Source organism: Ensifer adhaerens, from assembly GCF_002940685.1.
Taxonomy (GTDB): domain Bacteria; phylum Pseudomonadota; class Alphaproteobacteria; order Rhizobiales; family Rhizobiaceae; genus Ensifer; species Ensifer adhaerens_E.
Genome location: NZ_PNFP01000009.1, coordinates 227,563 through 246,510 on the forward strand (window position 1 = coordinate 227,563; position 18,948 = coordinate 246,510).

The window sequence follows — 18,948 nt, forward strand, 5'->3', positions numbered from 1 at the left end:
GGGTCGGCTCGACACGAAATCATAGTGATCGGTTCTTATGAGGTGGCGCGGGATACGGGCGAAAACTGCACACATTTTTCGCCAAGCCCGCTCCGGCTTCCTCTCCATTCACATTCCTTACCGGCGAGTCAAGCTTGCAGGCCTGCCCGGAGGGCGCCGTCGGCGGCTTTTGCCCTTGATCTTCAACAATCAAGGCGTAAGTTTGCCGCCCGATGTCGTTCTGCCCTCAGACGAACGCCAGGGCAAAGGCGACCACTCCATTCCCGGCGCGCGCGCCCCTTTCCTCCCCAGGTCGACGCCCGCCCTTCACAAGGATACTTATCTAGATGCGCTACAACACGCTTGGCCGCACCGGCATCAAGGTCTCGGAAATCTGCCTGGGCACCATGACCTGGGGATCGCAGAATTCGCTCGCCGAGGCGCACGAGCAGCTGGATCACGCCTTCGACAAGGGCGTCAACTTCATCGATACGGCAGAGCTCTATCCGACGACCCCGCTCTCGCCCGAAACCTATGGCGACACGGAGCGCTTCATCGGCGAATGGCTGGCCAAGCGCGGGCGTCGCGACGATGTCATTGTCGCGACCAAGGTCGCCGGCCCCGGCCGCCCCTATATCCGCGACGGCAGCCCGACCACGCCGGAGGGCATCGAGCAGGCGATCGACGCCAGCCTCAAACGGTTGAAGACCGACTATGTCGACCTCTATCAGCTCCATTGGCCAAACCGCGGCCACTACCATTTCCGCAACGCCTGGTCCTATGATCCGTCCAGGCAGGACAAGGCGCATGCCGCCGCCGATCTCCGGGCGATCCTCGACAAGCTCGGCGACCTCGTGAAGGCCGGCAAGGTTCGCGCGATCGGCCTCTCTAACGAAACGGCCTGGGGCACGATGAAGTTCATCGACATGGCCGAGCGTCACGACCTGCCGCGCGTCGCGTCGATCCAGAACGAATACAACCTGCTCTACCGCGCCTACGATCTCGACCTTTCCGAACTCTCGCATCACGAGGATGTGGGCCTGCTTGCCTATTCACCGCTCGCAGCCGGGCTTTTGAGCGGCAAGTATCTGGGCGGCGGCAGGCCCAAGGGTTCGCGCCTTGATATCAACGGCGACCTCGGCGGCCGCTTCACGCCGCACCAGGAGCCCGCCGTCGAAGGCTATGTCAAACTTGCGCGCGAGCATGGGCTCGATCCGGCGCAGATGGCGATCGCCTTCTGCCTGGCGCGTCCGTTCATGGCGTCCGTCATCATCGGCGCGACGTCGATGGAACAGCTGAAGACCAATCTCGGCGCCGTCGACCTCACCCTGTCGCAGGACATCATCAACGGGATCCGGCGGCTGCACCGCCTCTACCCCATGCCGATCTGAAGCGAGAATCGATCGCCGATGCCGGTGCCCCAGACAAAAGCGGAATTGCTGCAGGCGATCGACGTCCAGTTCGCCAGGCTGATGCGCGAGCTGGAACGCATCCCTGGCGAGCTCTACCGCGAAGCCTCGCTCGACGGGCACGCCAAGGGCACCCGCATGAGCGTCGGCGATCTCGTCGCCTACCTCATCGGGTGGGGCGAACTGGTCATCAAATGGATCGATCGCGATCAGCGCGGCGAACCGGTCGACTTTCCCGAGACAGGCTACAAATGGAACGAGCTCGGACGACTGGCGCAGAAGTTCTACGGCGATTTTTGCACTCTGCCGCCGGCGGAGCTCATCGCCCGACTGCGGCGCAGCAAGGAAACACTCGAAGCGCTGATTACGGCGCGGGACGATCAGGCCCTCTATGGGCGGGCGTGGTACGGGAAGTGGACGCTCGGCCGGATGATTCAGTTCAACACGTCCTCTCCCTACGCCAATGCGCACGGCCGCCTGCGCAAATGGAAGAAAGCCAAGGGGCTGGCCTAGAATCCTAAAAATGCCGGCAAGCCTTGCCTTCTGCGGAAAAATGCGTATAAGCGCGCTGTTCGAAATGCCCGGTCTTCTGGCTGGTGGCTGAACGGAGGGCCGGTTTCCCATAAGGGGAGCCGTTAGGATTGCACGTCTTTCCGGCCTCCCGTGTCTCCGCTCTCGACCGTCTCGATACAACACTTTCTTGCCGGCTCCTGCGAGCCCATAAGAACAGTCGTTGAGGCTTAGCCGCCGAGGTCCGGGCTGATTAACGCAAGAAAGGCAAGCCACAATGGCTCTTTATGAACACGTATTCCTGGCCCGCCAGGACATCACGCCGCAGCAGGTCGACGGTCTCGTCGAGCAGTACAAGGGCGTGCTCGAAGCAAACGGCGGTAAGGTCGGTCGCGTCGAGAACTGGGGCCTGAAGTCCCTCACCTACCGCATCAAGAAGAACCGCAAGGCTCACTACGTTCTCATGGACATCGACGCTCCGGCAGCGGCTGTTCACGAAATCGAGCGTCAGATGCGCATCAACGAAGACATCCTGCGCTACATGACGATCGCCGTCGAGAAGCACGAGGAAGGCGCGTCTGCCATGATGCAGAAGCGCGATCGCGACGACCGTCCGCGCCGCGATGGCGACCGTCCGGAGCGTGGCTTCGGCGACCGTGGTCCGCGTCCGGACCGTGGCGACCGCGAAGACCGCCCGCGCCGTCCGCGCGAAGACCGCGCGTAATCAAGAAGCTTTAGGAGATTAAGACAATGGCTGAAGTTTCTTCCGCTCCGGTTCGTCGCCCGTTCCACCGTCGCCGCAAGACCTGCCCCTTCTCGGGTGCAAACGCTCCGCGGATCGACTACAAGGACATCCGTCTGCTGCAGCGCTACATTTCCGAGCGCGGCAAGATCGTTCCCTCCCGCATCACGGCCGTTTCCCAGAAGAAGCAGCGCGAACTCGCCCAGGCGATCAAGCGTGCACGCTTCCTCGGCCTGCTGCCCTACGTCGTTTCCTAAGAACGGCTGACTCTCCGTCAGTCTTCTGACTCGACGGAAAGCGACTTGTTGGGAGAGGCGCTCCCCTAAGGTGAGCGCCTCTTTCTCTCCCTTCCGCGATGGGCGCGGATCGGAACCGGCGCGATGCGCCAAAATCCCATGCTGGGGACAAGCCTTTGGCCATCCCCTAACTGCACGAAGCAGGACAGCGAACGTGACGAATGTGAACAGGACATCGCTGCTGACCGGCGTTCTCGCCGGCTTTACCGCCGCCCTCTTGTCGATGGGCGCGAACACGCAGTCGTCTCTTGCTATCGTCCTTTATGCGGCTTCCGCCCTTCCGATCCTGATTGCCGGCCTTGGCTGGGGCAATGCCGCCGCGATTGCCGCGATCGTTGCCGCCGGCGGCACGGCCGCCGTGCTCGTCTCGCCCTACTTCGCGCTGCTGATTCTCGTCGTTACGCTGATCCCGGCCGGTTGGCTGAGCCACCTCGCCAATCTCGCCCGCCCGGCGTCCGAACTCGGCGGTCCGGACGAGGCGCTTGCCTGGTATCCGCTCTCCGACATCTTGAGCCATCTCGCCGGTCTTGTGACGGTCGGCATGATCATCGTCGGCCTCATCGTCGGCTACGGCGCGGACATTTCCGACCGGATGGTCGATATCGTCATTCAGGCCGTTAAGGCGCAGGACAGCGCCTACAACCCGGACGCGGCGGCGATCGCCCAGATCAAGTCGCTGTTCACCCTCGCTTTGCCGCTCGTCCAGGGCGCGATCTGGGTGCTGATGCTGTTTACCGCCTACTACCTCGCCACCCGCATCGTGCAGATGTCCGGCCGGTCGTTGCGCCCGCGCGAGGACATCCCCTCGACGCTGCGCATGCACCGCAACGCGATCTTCATTTTCCTCGGCGGCCTGGTCCTCACCTTTCTCGGCGGCGCACCCGCGACGATCGGCGCGCTGGTCTGCGGAACCTTCGGCGCGGGCTTCCTGCTTGCCGGTTTCGCCTCCTTCCATTTCCGCACGCGCGGCAAGTCCTGGCGGCTTCCCGTGCTGTGGATCGCATACCTGTCGGTGCTCGTGTTCACGATCCCGGCATTCTTCTTCCTCCTTTCCGGCCTGATCGATACGCGACGCACCATCGCGGTCACGCCGGTTGGAAAAAACTGACCAACGAACTGGAACTCTGAAAGGAAACCAACATGGAAGTCATTCTTCTCGAACGTATCGCCAAGCTCGGCCAGATGGGCGAAACCGTAAAGGTTCGCGACGGCTTTGCCCGTAACTACCTCCTGCCGCTCGGCAAGGCGCTGCGCGCCAACGCTGCCAACAAGGCCCGTTTCGAAGCTGAGCGTTCGACGCTCGAAGCCCGCAACCTCGAGCGCAAGTCGGAAGCCCAGGCTGTTGCCGAGAAGCTCGACGGCAAGTCGTTCATCATCGTCCGCTCGGCTGGCGAAACCGGCCAGCTCTACGGTTCGGTTGCTGCCCGCGACATCATCGAAGTGCTCGCTGCCGAAGGCTTCAACGTCGGCCGCAACCAGGTCGACCTCAACCAGCCGATCAAGTCGATCGGCCTGCACAAGGTCACGCTGCACCTGCACTCGGAAGTCGAGATCTCGGTTGAAGTCAACGTTGCCCGTTCGGCCGAAGAAGCCGGCCGCCAGGCCAAGGGCGAAAGCCTGACCTCGGCCGACGCCATCTACGGCGTTGACGAAGACGCCCTGAAGCCGGAAGACTTCTTCAACCCGGAAGCCGAATTCGAAGGCGAAGAAGAATAAGCCTTAAAGGCCATTCGACATGCGAAAGCCCGGATCATCGATCCGGGCTTTTTTCTTGGCCGCTGCGCGGCCGTCTCCGGCAATGGCTCTGTGGGCCCCGGCCGTCTTATCCGTGGGCGGCAACAGGCGTGACGCCGATGTTCGCCTGGCCCGGCACAACGCGGACCGGCGCGTCCTTGTCGACGCGCACGACGACCGAAAGGCCGGGCGACAGCATTTCCGCCAGCGGCTGGCCGGGATCGACGACGATGCGCACGCCGACACGCTGGGCCACCTTGGTGAAGTTGCCGGTGGCGTTGTCCGGACGAATGATGCTGAACTCCGAACCGGCGGCGGGCGAGAACCGCTCGATACGCCCCGTCAGCTCGTTCCGTTGCAGGGCGTCGACCGCGATGGTGACGGGTTGGCCCGCCTTCATGCCGTCGAGCTGCGTTTCCTTGAAATTCGCGACGACCCAGACGTCGTTCGGCACCAGCGCCAGGAGTTGCGAGCCGGCCGTCACATATTGACCGATCCGCGCGCCGATCTCACCGAGACGGCCGTCCCGCGGCGCGACGATGCGGGTGTTGTCGAGATCGATCCGCGCGAGTTCGACGGCAGCCTGCGCGCCGGTCACCGCCGCTTCCAATCCGGCACGCGCGCCGAGGGTCGTCGCGAGCGCCTGCTTCGACACGTCGAGCCCGGCTTCAGCCTGGCTCACGGCAGCGTCGGCCTGTTCGAAGCCGGCACGCGCCTGGTCGGCGTCGCTGCGGGTCGAGACGCCCTTTTCGGCGAGCGGGCGGATGCGATCCCAGGTGGCGCGCGCCCGGTTGAAGGCGGCCTTGGCGCTGTCGAGCTGCGCCTGGCTCGCGGCAATGCCGGCCTTGGCGGAAAGCTCCTGTTGAAAGGAATTGGCAAGAGCGGCCTTCTGCCCGGCAAGCGTCGCCTCCGCCTGCGCCAGCTTTTGCGCGTAGATGCGGTCGTCGATCTTGACCAGCAGCTGCCCGGTCTTGACCGTCTCGTAGTCATGCACCGGAACGTCGGCGACATAGCCCGAAAGCTGCGGGCTCATGATCGTTACAAAGCCGCGCACATAGGCATTCTCCGTCGTTTCCACCGAACTGTGGAACGGCGGCAGCCGCCAGGCGTAGAGCACGAGCGCGATACCGGCGATGCCGGCGAAAAGAACGATAATGGTGGTGGGCGAGCGCAAGAATTTCAACATGGTCGTCAACTCTGTCAATCAGGTGGCCGGCGTCAGTGCAGGACCGGACAATCTCTGCCTGAGCCAGTTGTGGAAGATGTGCAGCAACAGCCCGGCGAGCGCGAAAAGCGCGACCGCTGCGGCCAGCAGGAAGGCGTCGTTGTAGGCGAGGATGTAGGCTTCGCGGGTCACCTGCTGCGACAAAAGCACGGTGCCCTCGCCGCCAAGCAGGGTCTTGTCGCCCATCACCTTGTTGTAGGCGGCGGAAAGCTGGTTGACGCGCTGGGCGACCAGCGGGTTCGAGAGCACCATCTGATCCGCAAGAATGCTGGAGTGGAACTTTTCGCGGATCGTGACGAAGGTGCCGAAGGCCGCAGAACCGATCAGGCTGCCGATGCTCTGGGTGAAGAGGAAGATCACGATGAAGCTTAAGATGTAGCTCGGCCCCTTGGCGAGCGCCGCCTTGAAGCCACGCGCCATCGCCGGCGGCAGGAAGAGCGCCGTTCCGGACGCAATCATGGCCTGGCTCAGATACATCTGCTCCGGCCGCGTCAGGCTCGTCGCCTGGCTGTCCAGGTAGGCGCCGGTCGCAAGCAGTCCGAGCGCAAGGATATGCACCCGCTCCGCATGTTGTGGGTTCATCAGCAATGCACAGAGCAGGCCGCCGGCAATCGCGGCGGCAAGGATGATCCAGTAGAGCGTCGCGACCTGCTCGAACTGGAGACCGAGCTGCTGGTAGAAATTCGTCGCGATCGTCGACTGTTCGGAGGCCACCAGGCGGAAAATCAGGAGAACGGCAGCGAAGTGCACGATCTCCTTGGAAGCGATCCAGCGTACGTCGATCAACGGCACCTGGCGATGCAGCTCGATCAGCACCACGGTCGTCAGTGTTGCAATCGAGACGACGAGCAGGACGCCGAGCCAGGGCGCCTCGAACCACCAATAGAGGCGCCCCATGGTCAGGACCACGGCAAGGCACCCGAAGGCGACGGCAACGAGCAGGTAGCTCAGGATATCCAGGCGCTGGATGACCTTGGCGTGCGGCACCGGTGTCAGCGGCAACAGGTAAATGATCGGCAGCGCGATCAGCGCCAGCGCCATTTCCAGCGTGTAGAGCGCATGCCACTGGCCATATTCGATCAGGGTCGGCGAGATCAGCCGGGTGACCGGCGCGGAAATCGTCGTGCAGGTGAGTGCCAGTGCCAGACCGACCGTCAGCTTTCGCGCCGGCGGAAAGGCTTCGAGCATATAGAGGAAGCCGAGCGTCGACATCGGCGCTGCGGCAATGCCGCTGATGAAGCGCACGACGATCGCCGAATGCAGATCGGAGACGAAGACGTTCATCAGCGAGACGAGGACGAAGCCGGCGATGCTGATTTCGGCAAAGCGGCGCAATCCATACTGGGCGCGGATCTTCACCAGCGCGATCGACAGGCTGACATTCGGCGCCATGTAGGCCGCCGAGAGCCAGCCGGCCTCGACGGAGGTCGCCGAAAGCGAACCCTGGACCTGCGAGAGATTGGCCAAGGCGAGGTTCATCCCCAGCCCCTGCGTCAGGAACAGGAGCACGGAGCCGAGGACATAGACCGCCGAAAGCAACAGGCCTTTCTCGACGGGGGCCGGCACGGGGGCTGGCGCCGGTTCCGGCGCAATAACGGTCTCTCCGCGTTGGTCCTCGTCAACCACCTCCGCGGCCTCAAGCTCGGAGGCAAGGCGATTGTCGTTTGCGGCGGTCGTCGCGACTGCGCCCATCGCCGTCACTCCCGCGCCAGCGACTGAACATTGTCGGCGATCGCACGAACCACCCGCTTTGTCACGGCCAGCTCGGCTGCGTCGATGCCTTGCAGCACTTCGGCCCGTATCTCGTCGGCAAGCCTCAAGATCTCGTCGGCAACCGTGCGGCCGAGTTCGGTCATGTGGACCTGCTTGGCGCGCCGGTCGGAGACCTCGACCCGCCGCTCGATGAAGCCCTGCTTCTCCATGCCGTCGAGCAGGCGCACCAGCGTCGGGGTTTCGATGTCGAGCTCGTCGGCAAGCTCCCGCTGGTTCAAGCCATCCTTCTTCGTCAAGGCGAAGAGCGCGCGGGCGCGCGACAACGTCAGCCCCCTCTCCTTCACCCGCGCATCAAACACGGCCCGCAGCTTGCGATTGACCAGCGACAGGGCGTCGAACAGCTCGCGATTCACGGTGGGCTGATACATTTATACCTTTTCCATATTACTAGCATGCTAATTATATTGCCTCTATCTAATCCAAAGAAGGTGAAAATTCAAGATCTGGATTTGAGGCTGGCGAGGACGGCGCTACACTTCTCTTCGTCGGGAAGGTTCGGGTGATTCGCGGCGTCAACGACCAAATTTGTGACGACGGCATAATCCGCACATTTGCGACCCCCCGCCTGTGGATCAGTCGAACAATGGGAACAGCGCCGGGCGCGGTGACGTCGCTCCGCGACTGTGTCCTCCGTGCACTTGACCCGGCCAGCGGTAAAACGCAAACCGGTGCCACACCAGACAGAGGCAGAGATAAAACGACATGAACGACGCGTCGCGAAAGCTATCCCCTATCGGCAAGGATCAGGCGGACCAGCACTATCGCGAGGCGCCGAACAACCTCGAAGCAGAACAGGCCCTGCTCGGCGCGATCCTCGTCAACAACGACGCCTACTACCGAGTCTCGGACTTCCTGAAGCCGGTACATCTGCACGAGCCGCTGCATCGCAAGATCTATGAAGTCGCCGGCGACATCATCCGCATGGGCAAGATGGCGAACCCGGTCACCATCAAGACCTTCCTGAAGGCCGACGAGAAGGTGGGCGACGTCACGGTCGCGACCTATCTTGCGCGCCTTGCCGGTGCGGCCGTGTCGATCATCAACGCGGAAGACTATGGCCGGGCGATCTATGATCTCGCGCTACGCCGTTCGCTGATCACCATCGGCGAGGACATGGTCAACATCGCCTATGACGCGCCGCTCGACATGCCGCCGCAGGGCCAGATCGAAGATGCCGAGCGCCGGCTGTTCGAGCTGGCCGAGACCGGCCGCTACGACGGCGGCTTTCAGTCGTTCAACGACGCGGTGGCGCTGGCGATCGACATGGCGGGTGCTGCCTTCGAGCGCGACGGCAGCCTGTCCGGCATTTCCACCGGCATCCACTCGCTCGACGGCCGCATGGGCGGCCTGCAGCGTTCGGACTTGATCGTGCTTGCCGGACGTCCGGGCATGGGCAAGACCTCGCTTGCCACCAACATCGCCTACAACATCGCCGCTGCCTACGAGCCGGAAGTCCAGGCGGACGGTTCGTTCAAGGCGAGAAACGGCGGCGTCGTCGGCTTCTACTCGCTCGAAATGTCGTCCGAACAGCTCGCCACCCGTATCATCTCCGAGCAGACAGAAGTGTCCTCGTCGAAGATCCGCCGCGGCGACATTTCCGAGGCCGAGTTCGAAAAGCTCGTCGCCTGCTCGCAGATGATGCAGAAGGTGCCGCTCTACATCGACCAGACCGGTGGCATCTCGATCGCCCAGCTTTCCGCCCGCGCGCGCCGCTTGAAGCGCCAGCGCGGCCTCGATTGCCTGGTGGTGGACTATATCCAGCTCATGACCGGCTCGGGCAAGTCCAGCGACAACCGCGTGCAGGAAATCACCCAGATCACCACCGGCCTGAAGGCGCTCGGCAAGGAACTGAACGTTCCGATCATCGCGCTGTCACAGCTCTCCCGTGGCGTCGAAAGCCGCGAAGACAAGCGGCCACAGCTGTCCGACCTTCGCGAATCGGGCTCGATCGAGCAGGACGCCGACGTCGTGCTCTTCGTGTTCCGTGAGGAATACTACGTGAAGAACCTGGAGCCGCGCGACGAGTTCGACCCGAAGTACGAAGAGTGGAAGATGAAGATGGAGCAGGTGAAGGGCACGGCCGACGTGATCATCGCCAAGCAGCGTCACGGACCGACGGGCACCGTCAAGCTCGCGTTCCAGTCGGAATTCACGCGCTTCACCGATCTCGCCGATCCTTCGTTCACCCAGTACGAAGAACACTAGACTGTTTGAAAGAACGCAATTCCGGACGGAAAACCGTTTCACACTTTTCCTGGAATTGCTCTCGAGTTCCGTGGGGGCGGCCGGAGCGGGCTGGGAAAGTGTTTGCGGTTTCCCAGCCCGCTCTCAACCCTCTACCAAGAGGCGCCCAGCAACAGACGCAACAAGGCCACCGAAACGACGCCGATGGCAACAGACGCCAGCAGCGGCAGCCGCATGGCGGCGACAGCCGTCGCGGCAGCGGCAATCGTCTCGGCCGGGCCGGTCACGAAGGCCGTCGGCGCGATGACCGCCATCAACACTGCCGGCGGTATGGCTTCCAGTGCGCGCTTCTGGTTCTCCCCGATCGTCACATAGCGGATCAGGACGAGGCCGCCGATGCGGGTCGCGATTGTCGCGACCGCCATGGCGACGATCGCAAGAAGGGTGTTCAGGTCAACGGTCATGCGTGCGCCTCCCTGTGTGCGCCGGAGAAGAGCGCGACCACGACCCCAGCCGCAGCACCGGCGGCGATGTACCAGACCCCCGGCAGCAATTGATGCGTGAGCACGGCGGCGAAAGCGCTTGCGGCGAGAACGGCACCCGTCTCGCGCCCTTTCCAGAAGCCCATGACCAACACGATGAAGACGGCAGGGAACGCGAAATCGAGACCCGTGACCTTCGGATCCCCCAGAAACGCCCCGAGCAGCGCGCCGGCAAGGCTCGTCAGCACCCAGACGCAGTAAAACGGCACGGCAAGGCCGGCATACCAGGCGGGTGTCAGCCTGCCGTTGCTCGCGCGCATCTCGGCCATCGCCCAGATCTCGTCGGCCAGAAGCAGCATCGACGCATAGCGCGCCGGGCCGGAGAAAGCGTCGAGCTTGCCGCCGATCGAGGCGCTCATCAGCACATGGCGGATGTTGACGAGCAGGGCCGAAAAGCCGAGAGCGGCCCAGGATGCCGGATGCGTCCAGATATCCATGGCGACGAACTGCGACCCGCCGGCAAAGACCAGCGCGCTCATCAGCGCCACTTCGGCCGGCGCAAGGCCCTTGCCCGCCGCCACCGCACCGAACACCAGGCCGATCGGCATGACCGCGACGATCAGCGGCGTCATGGCGATCGCCGCGGCCCGGAACTCCTGAAATGCACTTCTATCCTGCAACGTCCAAGTCTCCATTGGCACGGCCGCGCCGCGCGTGCTTCGCGCGCGCGACCGCAATAGCTCAATGTTCTAGGCGTTGGGTTGGTGGTCGTCTTGAACGAAAGTGATCAACCGGCGCGGAACGCCCCGGGCGTCACACCGGTACGCGCCTTGAAGTGACGGCTGAAATGCGCCTGGTCGGCAAAGCCGCACTGATAGGCTGCATCCACCGCCGACCAACCGTGCCGCAGCAGCGTCTTGGCAGCCCGCACGCGCTTGTCGGTGAGGAAGGCGTGCGGGGTAATGTGGAACTCCTTGCGGAAGGCGCGGATCAGGTGCGCGCGGCTGAGGCCTGCGACTTTCGCCAGTTCCTCGAGCCCGACATCCTCGGCGTAGTTTTCGACAAGATAGTCGCGCGCCCGGTGCACGGCCGAATGCTCCCGCGTCTCGATCGGCGTGATGATCGTGCTGCCATGGCGCTCGAACATGGCGGCAAGCACCGCGAACATTTTTTCCTCCTCCTCGAGCGTCGCCCCCGACACCTCGAGCGTCCGGTGGGCCCGATGGAAGGAGAGAGCCAGGTCCGGCGCCTGCAAGACGCGCTTGGAGAAGGATGGCGTCCCCTTGAAAGCGCGTCCGGTGACGTCCTCGATGATGTTCACCAGCAATTCGGCGCTCGGATAGACCATGCGGTAGCGATAGCCGCTGCCGCCCGGATGACCGTCGTGAATTTCGTCGGGATTGATGAGATAGAAGTATCCGGGGCCGGCCTCCGAGCGCTCGCCCTTGATCTTGCTGATCTGCGAGCCGGCCTCGATGGCGCCGATGCTGAAGGTTTCGTGCGCATGCGGGGCAAATTCGTGGGTGATGAAGGTCGCCGTCAGGCATTCCATGCCCATGAAACGCGAGTCGCGCCAGAAGCGCGTGCGCTCGGCGCCCTCTATCGGCATGACATCGATGGCTTCTTCCTGCGAAATCGTCTGCATGGCAAAACCATAGTGCGCCTGCGCGGCTGCGTCTTGCACAAAAGTGCTCGTTTGCCTGGTCCACCCCGCCCGGGCACCGGGACGGCGGAGCATTTGCGGCGCTCTGCGCTTGGCTGTATTGATCCTTGATCATCCACGCAGAGTGCCCGGCATGCTTCCTCCAGAATTCACTTCCGCTTCCAACCGGCTCACGATCGATCTTGGCGCGCTTGTCGACAACTGGAGGGCGATGAACAAGCGCTCCGGCAAGGCGCGTGCTGCCGCCGTGCTCAAGGCGGATGCCTATGGCATCGGCATCGCGCAGGCGGCCCCTGCCCTTTATGCGGCCGGCGCCCGCGATTTCTTTGTCGCCAATGCCGAGGAAGGTGCGGCACTCCGTCCGCTCGCCCCGGACGGCCGGATCTACATCCTCGCCGGCATGTGGCCGGGCAACGAGGCGCTGTTCTTCGACAACGACCTGGTGCCGGTCATCAATTCGGACGAGCAGCTCGCCGTGTTCATGGCCGCCCTTTCCGAGCATGGCGACCACCCCTGCGTGCTGCATGTCGATACCGGCATGAACCGGCTGGGTCTCTCTGTCGAGCACGCCGTGGCGCTGGCGACCGATCCGGCGCGGCCGGCAAGCTTTTCGCCGGTGCTGATCATGAGCCATCTCGTCAGCGCCGACGATCCCGACCATCGGCTGAATGGCCTTCAGCTCCGTCGCTTCCACGAAGCGACGGCTGCCTATGAAGGCGTCGATGCGAGCCTTGCCAACTCGGGCGGCGTCTTCCTCGGGCCCGACTACCACTTCGACCTGACGCGACCGGGTATCGCCGTCTATGGCGGCGAGGCGGTGAACGAGGTCCGCAACCCGATGAAGCCGGTGGTGACCGCGGAAGCGCGGATCATCCAGGTGCGCGACGTGGCGGCCGGCGGAACAGCAAGCTACGGCGCCTCTGCCCGTTTCGACCGCGACAGCCGCATCGCCACGGTCGCGGTCGGCTACGCCGATGGCTATCACCGTTCGGTCTCCGGCGGCGGCGTCACACTCAGACAGGCAACGCCATCAGGGGCCTTCGGTTTCCTGCACGGCCAGAAAGTGCCCCATGTCGGCCGCGTCACCATGGACCTCAGCCTCTTCGACGTGACGGACCTTCCCGAGAGCGCAGTACGACCGGGGGATTACATCGAGCTCTTCGGCCGGCACATCGCCATCGACGATGTCGCGCGCGCCGGCGGGACGATCGGCTACGAGATGCTGACCAGCCTCGGCCGCCGCTATGTCAGGCACTATATCGACACCGTCTGAAGCGCTCATTGCGATCATTTTTCGGTCACCTTCACTGAAATTCACCTTTTGTTCCGCGCTTTGCGGCATTATGTGACGACACAGGTGATTCTTTGCCGCCGACGTCCGATCACGACGTCGGCGGTCCCACATTCCGAAAGTCGATGCCGATGGCGAAAGCGCGTACCCAATTCATCTGCCAGAACTGCGGCACGGTCCACACCCGTTGGGTGGGCAAATGCGAAGGCTGCGGCGAGTGGAACACGATCATCGAGGACGATCCGACGGCGGGCATCGGCGGCGGCCCGTCGCGCGCACCGAAGAAGGGACGCCCGGTGGCACTGACCACGCTCTCGGGCGAGATCGAGGATGCGCCGCGGATTCAGACCGGGATTTCGGAACTGGACCGGGTGACCGGCGGCGGCTTCGTGCGGGGTTCGGCGCTGCTCGTCGGCGGCGACCCCGGCATCGGCAAGTCGACGGTGCTGATGCAGGCAGCCGCCGCGCTGTCGCGCCGCAAGCACCGCGTCATCTATGTCTCGGGCGAAGAGGCGGTGGCGCAGGTGCGCCTGCGGGCGCAGCGCCTTGGCGCCGCCGACAGCGACGTGCTGCTTGCCGCCGAGACCAATGTCGAGGATATCCTGGCGACGCTGTCGGAAGGCAAGCGCCCGGATCTGGTGATCATCGATTCGATCCAGACGCTCTGGAGCGACATCGTCGATTCGGCGCCGGGCACGGTGACCCAGGTGCGCACCGGCGTGCAGGCGATGATCCGCTTCGCCAAGCAGACGGGAACCGCCGTCGTGCTCGTCGGCCACGTCACCAAGGAAGGCCAGATCGCAGGTCCCCGCGTCGTCGAGCACATGGTCGATGCCGTGCTCTATTTCGAGGGCGATCGCGGCCATCACTACCGCATCCTGCGCACCGTCAAGAACCGCTTCGGCCCGACCGACGAGATCGGCGTCTTCGAGATGTCGGATAAGGGCCTGCGCGAGGTCGCCAACCCGTCGGAACTGTTCCTCGGCGAGCGCAACGAGAAATCGCCGGGCGCCGCCGTCTTTGCCGGAATGGAAGGCACCCGCCCCGTTCTCGTCGAAGTCCAGGCGCTGGTCGCGCCGACCTCGCTCGGTACGCCCAGGCGCGCCATCGTCGGCTGGGATTCCGCGCGGCTCTCGATGATCCTTGCCGTGCTCGAAGCCCATTGCGGCGTGCGGCTCGGTCAGCACGACGTCTATCTCAATATCGCCGGCGGGTATCGCATTTCGGAACCGGCTGCGGATCTCGCTGTGGCTTCCGCACTGGTTTCATCGCTTGCCGGGCTTGCCCTTCCGGCGGATTGCGTCTATTTCGGCGAAGTCAGCTTGTCGGGTGCCATCCGGCCGGTTGCGCATACCGCACAACGCCTTAAGGAAGCCGAGAAGCTCGGGTTCTCGCAGGCGGTCCTGCCGTCCGCCTCGACCGAACTGCCGAAAAACGGCAACGGCCGCTGGAGCGAGATGGAAAGCCTGCCCGATCTGGTGGCGCGCATCGCGGGATCGCGAAACGCGCTGAGACCGGCGGAGGACGAAGACTGAAGATGCGGATGCCGCAGACGGTCCTTTCAAGGGCTGCAAGCAGGCTGCAAATGCCCTGAACTCAGGGCCGATGGCGGATAGGCTTGAGGAGACCCGGACGAACCGGGTCCGGAGTAAGGACAAAATGCCCATTACAATTCTCGACGGTATCGTTCTCGGCGTCGCCCTGTTTTCCGCAATCCTGGCCATGGTTCGAGGCTTCTCGCGCGAGGTGCTTTCGGTCGCGAGCTGGGTGGGTGCGGCAGCTGCCGCCTACTTCCTCTACCCGCATCTTTTGCCCTATGCGAAGCAGTACACCAACAGCGATACGGTCGCGATGATCGGATCGGCCGCAGTGATCTTCCTGATCGCGCTGATCATCATCTCCTTCATCACCATGCGGATCGCCGATTTCATCATCGACAGCCGCATCGGTGCGCTCGACCGCACGCTCGGCTTCCTGTTCGGCGCCGCCCGCGGCATCCTGCTGGTCGTCGTCGCCATGCTGTTCTTCAACTGGCTCGTCGCACCGCAGCAGCAGCCGACCTGGGTCACCCAGGCAAAGTCGAAGCCGTTGCTCGACAATCTCGGCAACAAGCTGATCGCGCTTCTGCCGGAAGAGGCCGACGCCACCATTCTCGACCGCCTGCGCGGCAAGGACACGACCGGCGAAGGCGAAGGCGAAGCGCCGGCAACGACGCCCGGCCAGGCACCTGCGACGACTCCGGACCAGGCGCCCGCCGACGACGCCCCGGCCACCAACGGCTGAGACAGGAACGATTTGCCGACAAAGCCCGCCCCGCGGGCTTTGTCCTTTTGGGGAATAACGCTTGCAGCCGTTTTCAGCTAAGATCGCTTGAAGACTGCGGGCCCGATCACGATATGCGCACCGGTACGGAGCAAAGGCGACTGTGATGACCGATCTCAGATCCATGGAAATCCACGATGAACTCGAAGGCGACGAGCTGCACGAAGAGTGCGGCGTCTTCGGCATATTGGGACACTCGGACGCGGCGGCGCTGACAGCGCTCGGCCTGCACGCGCTCCAGCATCGCGGCCAGGAAGCAGCCGGCATCGTCACCTTCGACGGCAAGCAGTTCTGCACCGAAAAGCGCATGGGCCTCGTCGGCGACCACTACACCGATCCTGCGACTCTCGCGAAGCTGCCCGGCTTCATGTCGATCGGCCACACCCGCTATTCGACGACAGGCGAAGTGGCGCTGCGCAACGTTCAGCCGCTGTTTGCCGAACTCGAAGTCGGCGGCATTGCGGTCGCCCACAACGGCAACTTCACCAACGGCCTCACCCTTCGCCGGCAACTGATCGCCGACGGCGCCATCTGTCAGTCGACGTCGGACACCGAAGTCGTTCTTCACCTGATCGCCCGCTCCAAGCAGGCCTCCTCCTCCGACCGCTTCATCGACGCCATCCGCCAGATGGAAGGCGGCTATTCGATGCTGGCGATGACGCGCACCAAGCTGATCGCGGCGCGCGACCCGATCGGCATCCGTCCGCTCGTCATGGGCGAGCTCGACGGCAAGCCGATCTTCTGCTCCGAGACCTGCGCGCTCGACATCATCGGCGCGACCTATGTCCGCGACGTCGAGAACGGCGAAGTCATCATCTGCGAAATCCAGCCCGACGGCTCGATCACCATCGATGCGCGCAAGCCCGAGGTTTCTCAGCCCGAGCGGCTCTGCCTGTTCGAATATGTCTATTTCGCGCGGCCGGATTCGGTCGTCGGCGGCCGCAGCATCTATGTGTCGCGCAAGAACATGGGCATCAACCTCGCCAAGGAAGCCCCGGTCGAGGCCGACGTCGTGGTTCCGGTGCCGGATGGCGGCACGCCGGCTGCCCTCGGTTATGCCCAGCAGAGCGGCATCCCCTTCGAATACGGCATCATCCGCAACCACTATGTCGGCCGCACCTTCATCGAGCCGACGCAGCAGATCCGCGCCTTCGGCGTCAAGCTCAAGCACTCCGCCAACCGCGCGATGATCGCCGGCAAGCGCGTCATTCTGGTCGACGATTCGATCGTGCGCGGGACGACCTCGGTGAAGATCGTGCAGATGATGCGTGATGCGGGCGCGCGCGAAGTGCATGTGCGCGTCGCCAGCCCGATGATCTTCCACCCGGACTTCTACGGCATCGACACGCCGGACCGCGACAAGCTGCTCGCCAATCAGCATGCGGACCTCGCCTCCATGTGCCGCTACATCGGCGCCGACTCGCTCGAGTTCCTCTCGATCGACGGCCTCTATGAGGCGGTCGGCGGCGAAAAGCGCGACCCGAAGGCGCCGCAGTTCACCGATCACTATTTCACCGGGGACTATCCGACCCGCCTTCTCGACCAGGAAGGCGCCAGCAATGTCCGCAAACTCTCGGTTCTCGCCAGCAACGGATAATCAGACACCAAAATGACGATCGATCTCAAAGGCCGGGTGGCCGTGGTCACCGGCGCATCGCGCGGTATCGGCTATTTCACCGCTCTCGAACTGGCCAAGGCCGGTGCCCATGTCGTCGCCTGTGCGCGCACCGTCGGCGGGCTCGAGGAACTCGACGACGCGATCAAGGCGGCGGGCGGCTCGGCGACGCTGGTGCCCTTCGACCTTGCCGACATGGCGGCGATCGACAAGCTCGGCGGCGCGATCAACGAGCGCTGGGGCAAGCTCGACATCCTGGTTGCCAATGCCGGCGTGCTCGGCACCATTTCGCCGATCGGCCATGTCGAGGCGAAGGTGTTCGACAAGGTGATGAACATCAACGTCAACGCCACCTGGCGGCTGATCCGCTCGCTGGAACCGCTGCTGATCAAGTCCGACGCCGGCCGCGCGCTGATCCTGTCGTCGAGCGCCGCGCACAAGTGCAAGCCTTTCTGGGGCCCCTACTCCGCATCGAAGGCCGCCGTCGAGGCGCTCGCCCGCACCTGGGCCGGTGAAACGCAGCGCCTGCCGCTGCGCATCCTCTCGGTCGATCCCGGTGCCACCCGCACCGCCATGCGCGCCCAGGCAATGCCGGGCGAGGACCCGGAGACCGTGCCGCATCCGTCCGAGGTGGCAGCCAAGCTGCTGCCGCTCGTCGGCCCGGAGCAGACCGAGACCGGCAAGCTCTACATCGTTCGCGAAGACAGGATCGTCGACTACCGGATGCCGGAATAAGCTTCGGCCACATTGCCCAAACAGAAAGGCCACCGTGTCACCACGGTGGCCTTTTCCTTGTGCGCAATTGCCGGGCGGAAGGTCGCTTCGGACCCTTTCCCGATTTGCCTTAGTCCTTGTCCCCGGGCAGGCCATCGCCGCCGGTCGAGGGATGCACCGGCCAGTCGCCGCCATATTTGCGCTGCCAGGAGCGCGCGCCGAAGGGCAGCGTGATCAGATAGCCGAGCGCCGTCACTGCCATCGTCTCCCACGTATAGGTCATCAGCGTCGCGACGTAGAAGACGACGCCGAGAATGGCCGGCAGCACGAGATCGCGGCGCACGCGGCTGTTTTCCGACTTGCCCGACCAGACCGGCAGGCGACTGACGAGCAGGAAGGCGATCAGCACTGTGTAGGCGGATGCAATCAGCGCAAAGGTGCGTTCCGGCGCCAGGCCCAGAAGGCCGAGATAGACCGGCAGCAGCACCAGCATGGCGCCTGCAGGTGCCGGCACGCCGACGAAATACTCCGACTGCCAGGACGCCTTGACCTGGCGCTCCGCCATCACGTTGAAGCGGGCGAGCCTCAGCCCCATCGCGATCGCGTAGATCAGCGCCGCGATCCAGCCGATCGAGCGCGCCTGGTCGAGGATGAAGACGTAGAGCACAAGGGCCGGCGCAACGCCGAAGTTGATGATGTCGGCGAGCGAATCCATCTGGCCGCCAAAATTCGACGTCGCCTTCAGCGCCCGCGCGACGCGGCCGTCGATGCCGTCGAGAAAGGCGGCGAGCAACACCATGGCGACGGCAAGCTCGATGCGGTTTTCAAAGGCGAGCCGAATGCCCGAAAGACCGGCGCAGATCGCCAGCACGGTAATCAGGTTCGGGATCATCAGTCGCAGCGGAATTTCGCGCAGACGCGGGCCGCGCGCGGTATCGCTCGACCCGTTGACGTCGTCTGCCGCCTGCGGCGTTTCGATCGATTTTTCCTGTTCAGGGCCTTCCATGGA

19 protein-coding genes are annotated in these 18,948 nt (G+C 64.0%); 12 read left to right on the forward strand and 7 right to left on the reverse strand.

The genetic code is table 11. The features are described from left to right. The first annotated feature begins 326 nt into the window (after window positions 1-326). The 6 genes from C1A35_RS19065 (at window position 327) to rplI (ending at window position 4,652) form a co-directional block, all read left to right on the forward strand. The gene (locus C1A35_RS19065; RefSeq protein WP_104665825.1) at window positions 327-1,370 is read left to right on the forward strand and encodes an aldo/keto reductase; all 1,044 of its coding nucleotides are present in this window, start codon (window positions 327-329) and stop codon (window positions 1,368-1,370) included. Window positions 1,371-1,388: 18 nt separating this feature from the next. After that, window positions 1,389-1,901 carry a ClbS/DfsB family four-helix bundle protein gene (locus C1A35_RS19070; protein ID WP_104665826.1) on the forward strand — a complete coding sequence of 171 codons (513 nt, stop codon included), beginning with the start codon at window positions 1,389-1,391 and terminating at the stop codon, window positions 1,899-1,901. A 274-nt stretch (window positions 1,902-2,175) separates the two neighbouring features. Continuing rightward, window positions 2,176-2,622, forward strand: a complete 447-nt coding sequence (rpsF, locus tag C1A35_RS19075) for a 30S ribosomal protein S6 (protein ID WP_034803973.1) — start codon at window positions 2,176-2,178, stop codon at window positions 2,620-2,622. Between the two features lie 26 nt (window positions 2,623-2,648). Then, window positions 2,649-2,897 carry a 30S ribosomal protein S18 gene (gene rpsR, locus C1A35_RS19080; RefSeq protein WP_025426448.1) on the forward strand — a complete coding sequence of 83 codons (249 nt, stop codon included), beginning with the start codon at window positions 2,649-2,651 and terminating at the stop codon, window positions 2,895-2,897. A gap of 193 nt (window positions 2,898-3,090) precedes the next feature. Next, window positions 3,091-4,044 carry a DUF2232 domain-containing protein gene (locus C1A35_RS19085; RefSeq protein WP_104665827.1) on the forward strand — a complete coding sequence of 318 codons (954 nt, stop codon included), beginning with the start codon at window positions 3,091-3,093 and terminating at the stop codon, window positions 4,042-4,044. 32 nt (window positions 4,045-4,076) lie between these two features. Next, a complete protein-coding gene (gene rplI, locus C1A35_RS19090; protein ID WP_034803982.1) occupies window positions 4,077-4,652 on the forward strand; it encodes a 50S ribosomal protein L9 in 576 nt (191 codons plus the stop codon). Between the two features lie 106 nt (window positions 4,653-4,758). Here the strand turns inward: rplI and C1A35_RS19095 are convergent, their stop codons facing one another. The 3 genes from C1A35_RS19095 to C1A35_RS19105 all read right to left on the reverse strand — a co-directional run bounded on the left by C1A35_RS19095 (window position 4,759) and on the right by C1A35_RS19105 (window position 8,036). After that, window positions 4,759-5,856 (reverse strand): HlyD family secretion protein, encoded by a 1,098-nt coding sequence (locus C1A35_RS19095; RefSeq protein WP_104665828.1) that lies wholly within the window; start codon window positions 5,854-5,856, stop codon window positions 4,759-4,761. A gap of 18 nt (window positions 5,857-5,874) precedes the next feature. Beyond that, window positions 5,875-7,488 carry an MFS transporter gene (locus C1A35_RS19100; RefSeq protein ID WP_440271543.1) on the reverse strand — a complete coding sequence of 538 codons (1,614 nt, stop codon included), beginning with the start codon at window positions 7,486-7,488 and terminating at the stop codon, window positions 5,875-5,877. A 104-nt stretch (window positions 7,489-7,592) separates the two neighbouring features. Continuing rightward, on the reverse strand, window positions 7,593-8,036 hold the full coding sequence (locus tag C1A35_RS19105; RefSeq protein WP_104665830.1) for a MarR family winged helix-turn-helix transcriptional regulator: 444 nt from the start codon (window positions 8,034-8,036) through the stop codon (window positions 7,593-7,595). Window positions 8,037-8,370: 334 nt separating this feature from the next. Between C1A35_RS19105 and C1A35_RS19110 the strand changes: the two genes are divergently transcribed. Then, window positions 8,371-9,873 carry a replicative DNA helicase gene (locus tag C1A35_RS19110; RefSeq protein WP_104665831.1) on the forward strand — a complete coding sequence of 501 codons (1,503 nt, stop codon included), beginning with the start codon at window positions 8,371-8,373 and terminating at the stop codon, window positions 9,871-9,873. A gap of 131 nt (window positions 9,874-10,004) precedes the next feature. On the opposite strand, the gene C1A35_RS19115 is transcribed toward C1A35_RS19110, so the two are convergent. From C1A35_RS19115 to C1A35_RS19125, 3 genes are all read right to left on the reverse strand, one after another. Further along, a complete protein-coding gene (locus tag C1A35_RS19115) occupies window positions 10,005-10,316 on the reverse strand; it encodes an AzlD family protein (RefSeq protein WP_104665832.1) in 312 nt (103 codons plus the stop codon). After that, window positions 10,313-10,966 (reverse strand): AzlC family ABC transporter permease, encoded by a 654-nt coding sequence (locus C1A35_RS19120; protein WP_104665909.1) that lies wholly within the window; start codon window positions 10,964-10,966, stop codon window positions 10,313-10,315. The genes C1A35_RS19115 and C1A35_RS19120 overlap by 4 nt, the downstream gene beginning before the upstream one ends. A 155-nt stretch (window positions 10,967-11,121) precedes the next feature. Continuing rightward, on the reverse strand, window positions 11,122-11,979 hold the full coding sequence (locus tag C1A35_RS19125) for an AraC family transcriptional regulator (protein WP_104665910.1): 858 nt from the start codon (window positions 11,977-11,979) through the stop codon (window positions 11,122-11,124). 151 nt (window positions 11,980-12,130) lie between these two features. On the opposite strand from C1A35_RS19125, the gene alr reads away from it, so the two are divergent. The 5 genes from alr (at window position 12,131) to C1A35_RS19150 (ending at window position 17,960) form a co-directional block, all read left to right on the forward strand. Then, window positions 12,131-13,270, forward strand: coding sequence for an alanine racemase (gene alr / locus C1A35_RS19130; protein ID WP_104665833.1), 1,140 nt, complete (start codon window positions 12,131-12,133; stop codon window positions 13,268-13,270). Window positions 13,271-13,419: 149 nt separating this feature from the next. Further along, complete coding sequence (gene radA, locus C1A35_RS19135) at window positions 13,420-14,823, forward strand: DNA repair protein RadA (RefSeq protein ID WP_104665911.1); 1,404 nt, start codon at window positions 13,420-13,422, stop codon at window positions 14,821-14,823. Between the two features lie 124 nt (window positions 14,824-14,947). Next, window positions 14,948-15,571: a CvpA family protein gene (locus C1A35_RS19140; RefSeq protein ID WP_034803987.1), complete on the forward strand. Its 624-nt coding sequence runs from the start codon at window positions 14,948-14,950 to the stop codon at window positions 15,569-15,571. A 145-nt stretch (window positions 15,572-15,716) separates the two neighbouring features. Beyond that, window positions 15,717-17,207, forward strand: coding sequence for an amidophosphoribosyltransferase (gene purF, locus C1A35_RS19145; RefSeq protein WP_104665834.1), 1,491 nt, complete (start codon window positions 15,717-15,719; stop codon window positions 17,205-17,207). A 12-nt stretch (window positions 17,208-17,219) separates the two neighbouring features. Further along, window positions 17,220-17,960, forward strand: a complete 741-nt coding sequence (locus C1A35_RS19150) for an SDR family NAD(P)-dependent oxidoreductase (RefSeq protein ID WP_104665835.1) — start codon at window positions 17,220-17,222, stop codon at window positions 17,958-17,960. 109 nt (window positions 17,961-18,069) lie between these two features. On the opposite strand, the gene pssA is transcribed toward C1A35_RS19150, so the two are convergent. Beyond that, on the reverse strand, window positions 18,070-18,945 hold the full coding sequence (gene pssA, locus C1A35_RS19155) for a CDP-diacylglycerol--serine O-phosphatidyltransferase (protein WP_104665836.1): 876 nt from the start codon (window positions 18,943-18,945) through the stop codon (window positions 18,070-18,072). Between the last annotated feature and the right edge of the window lie 3 nt (window positions 18,946-18,948).

Excerpts from the sequence above, each read along its gene's own strand:
- C1A35_RS19065 (WP_104665825.1), top strand. The coding sequence starts at position 327 with ATGCGCTACAACACGCTTGGCCGCACCGGCATCAAGGTCTCGGAAATC.
- C1A35_RS19070 (WP_104665826.1), top strand. The coding sequence starts at position 1,389 with ATGCCGGTGCCCCAGACAAAAGCGGAATTGCTGCAGGCGATCGACGTC.
- rpsF (WP_034803973.1), top strand. The coding sequence starts at position 2,176 with ATGGCTCTTTATGAACACGTATTCCTGGCCCGCCAGGACATCACGCCG.
- rpsR (WP_025426448.1), top strand. The coding sequence starts at position 2,649 with ATGGCTGAAGTTTCTTCCGCTCCGGTTCGTCGCCCGTTCCACCGTCGC.
- rplI (WP_034803982.1), top strand. The coding sequence starts at position 4,077 with ATGGAAGTCATTCTTCTCGAACGTATCGCCAAGCTCGGCCAGATGGGC.
- C1A35_RS19095 (WP_104665828.1), bottom strand. The coding sequence starts at position 5,856 with ATGTTGAAATTCTTGCGCTCGCCCACCACCATTATCGTTCTTTTCGCC.
- C1A35_RS19105 (WP_104665830.1), bottom strand. The coding sequence starts at position 8,036 with ATGTATCAGCCCACCGTGAATCGCGAGCTGTTCGACGCCCTGTCGCTG.
- C1A35_RS19110 (WP_104665831.1), top strand. The coding sequence starts at position 8,371 with ATGAACGACGCGTCGCGAAAGCTATCCCCTATCGGCAAGGATCAGGCG.
- C1A35_RS19115 (WP_104665832.1), bottom strand. The coding sequence starts at position 10,316 with ATGACCGTTGACCTGAACACCCTTCTTGCGATCGTCGCCATGGCGGTC.
- C1A35_RS19120 (WP_104665909.1), bottom strand. The coding sequence starts at position 10,966 with ATGACGCCGCTGATCGTCGCGGTCATGCCGATCGGCCTGGTGTTCGGT.
- C1A35_RS19125 (WP_104665910.1), bottom strand. The coding sequence starts at position 11,979 with ATGCAGACGATTTCGCAGGAAGAAGCCATCGATGTCATGCCGATAGAG.
- alr (WP_104665833.1), top strand. The coding sequence starts at position 12,131 with ATGCTTCCTCCAGAATTCACTTCCGCTTCCAACCGGCTCACGATCGAT.
- radA (WP_104665911.1), top strand. The coding sequence starts at position 13,420 with ATGGCGAAAGCGCGTACCCAATTCATCTGCCAGAACTGCGGCACGGTC.
- C1A35_RS19140 (WP_034803987.1), top strand. The coding sequence starts at position 14,948 with ATGCCCATTACAATTCTCGACGGTATCGTTCTCGGCGTCGCCCTGTTT.
- purF (WP_104665834.1), top strand. The coding sequence starts at position 15,717 with ATGACCGATCTCAGATCCATGGAAATCCACGATGAACTCGAAGGCGAC.
- C1A35_RS19150 (WP_104665835.1), top strand. The coding sequence starts at position 17,220 with ATGACGATCGATCTCAAAGGCCGGGTGGCCGTGGTCACCGGCGCATCG.
- pssA (WP_104665836.1), bottom strand. The coding sequence starts at position 18,945 with ATGGAAGGCCCTGAACAGGAAAAATCGATCGAAACGCCGCAGGCGGCA.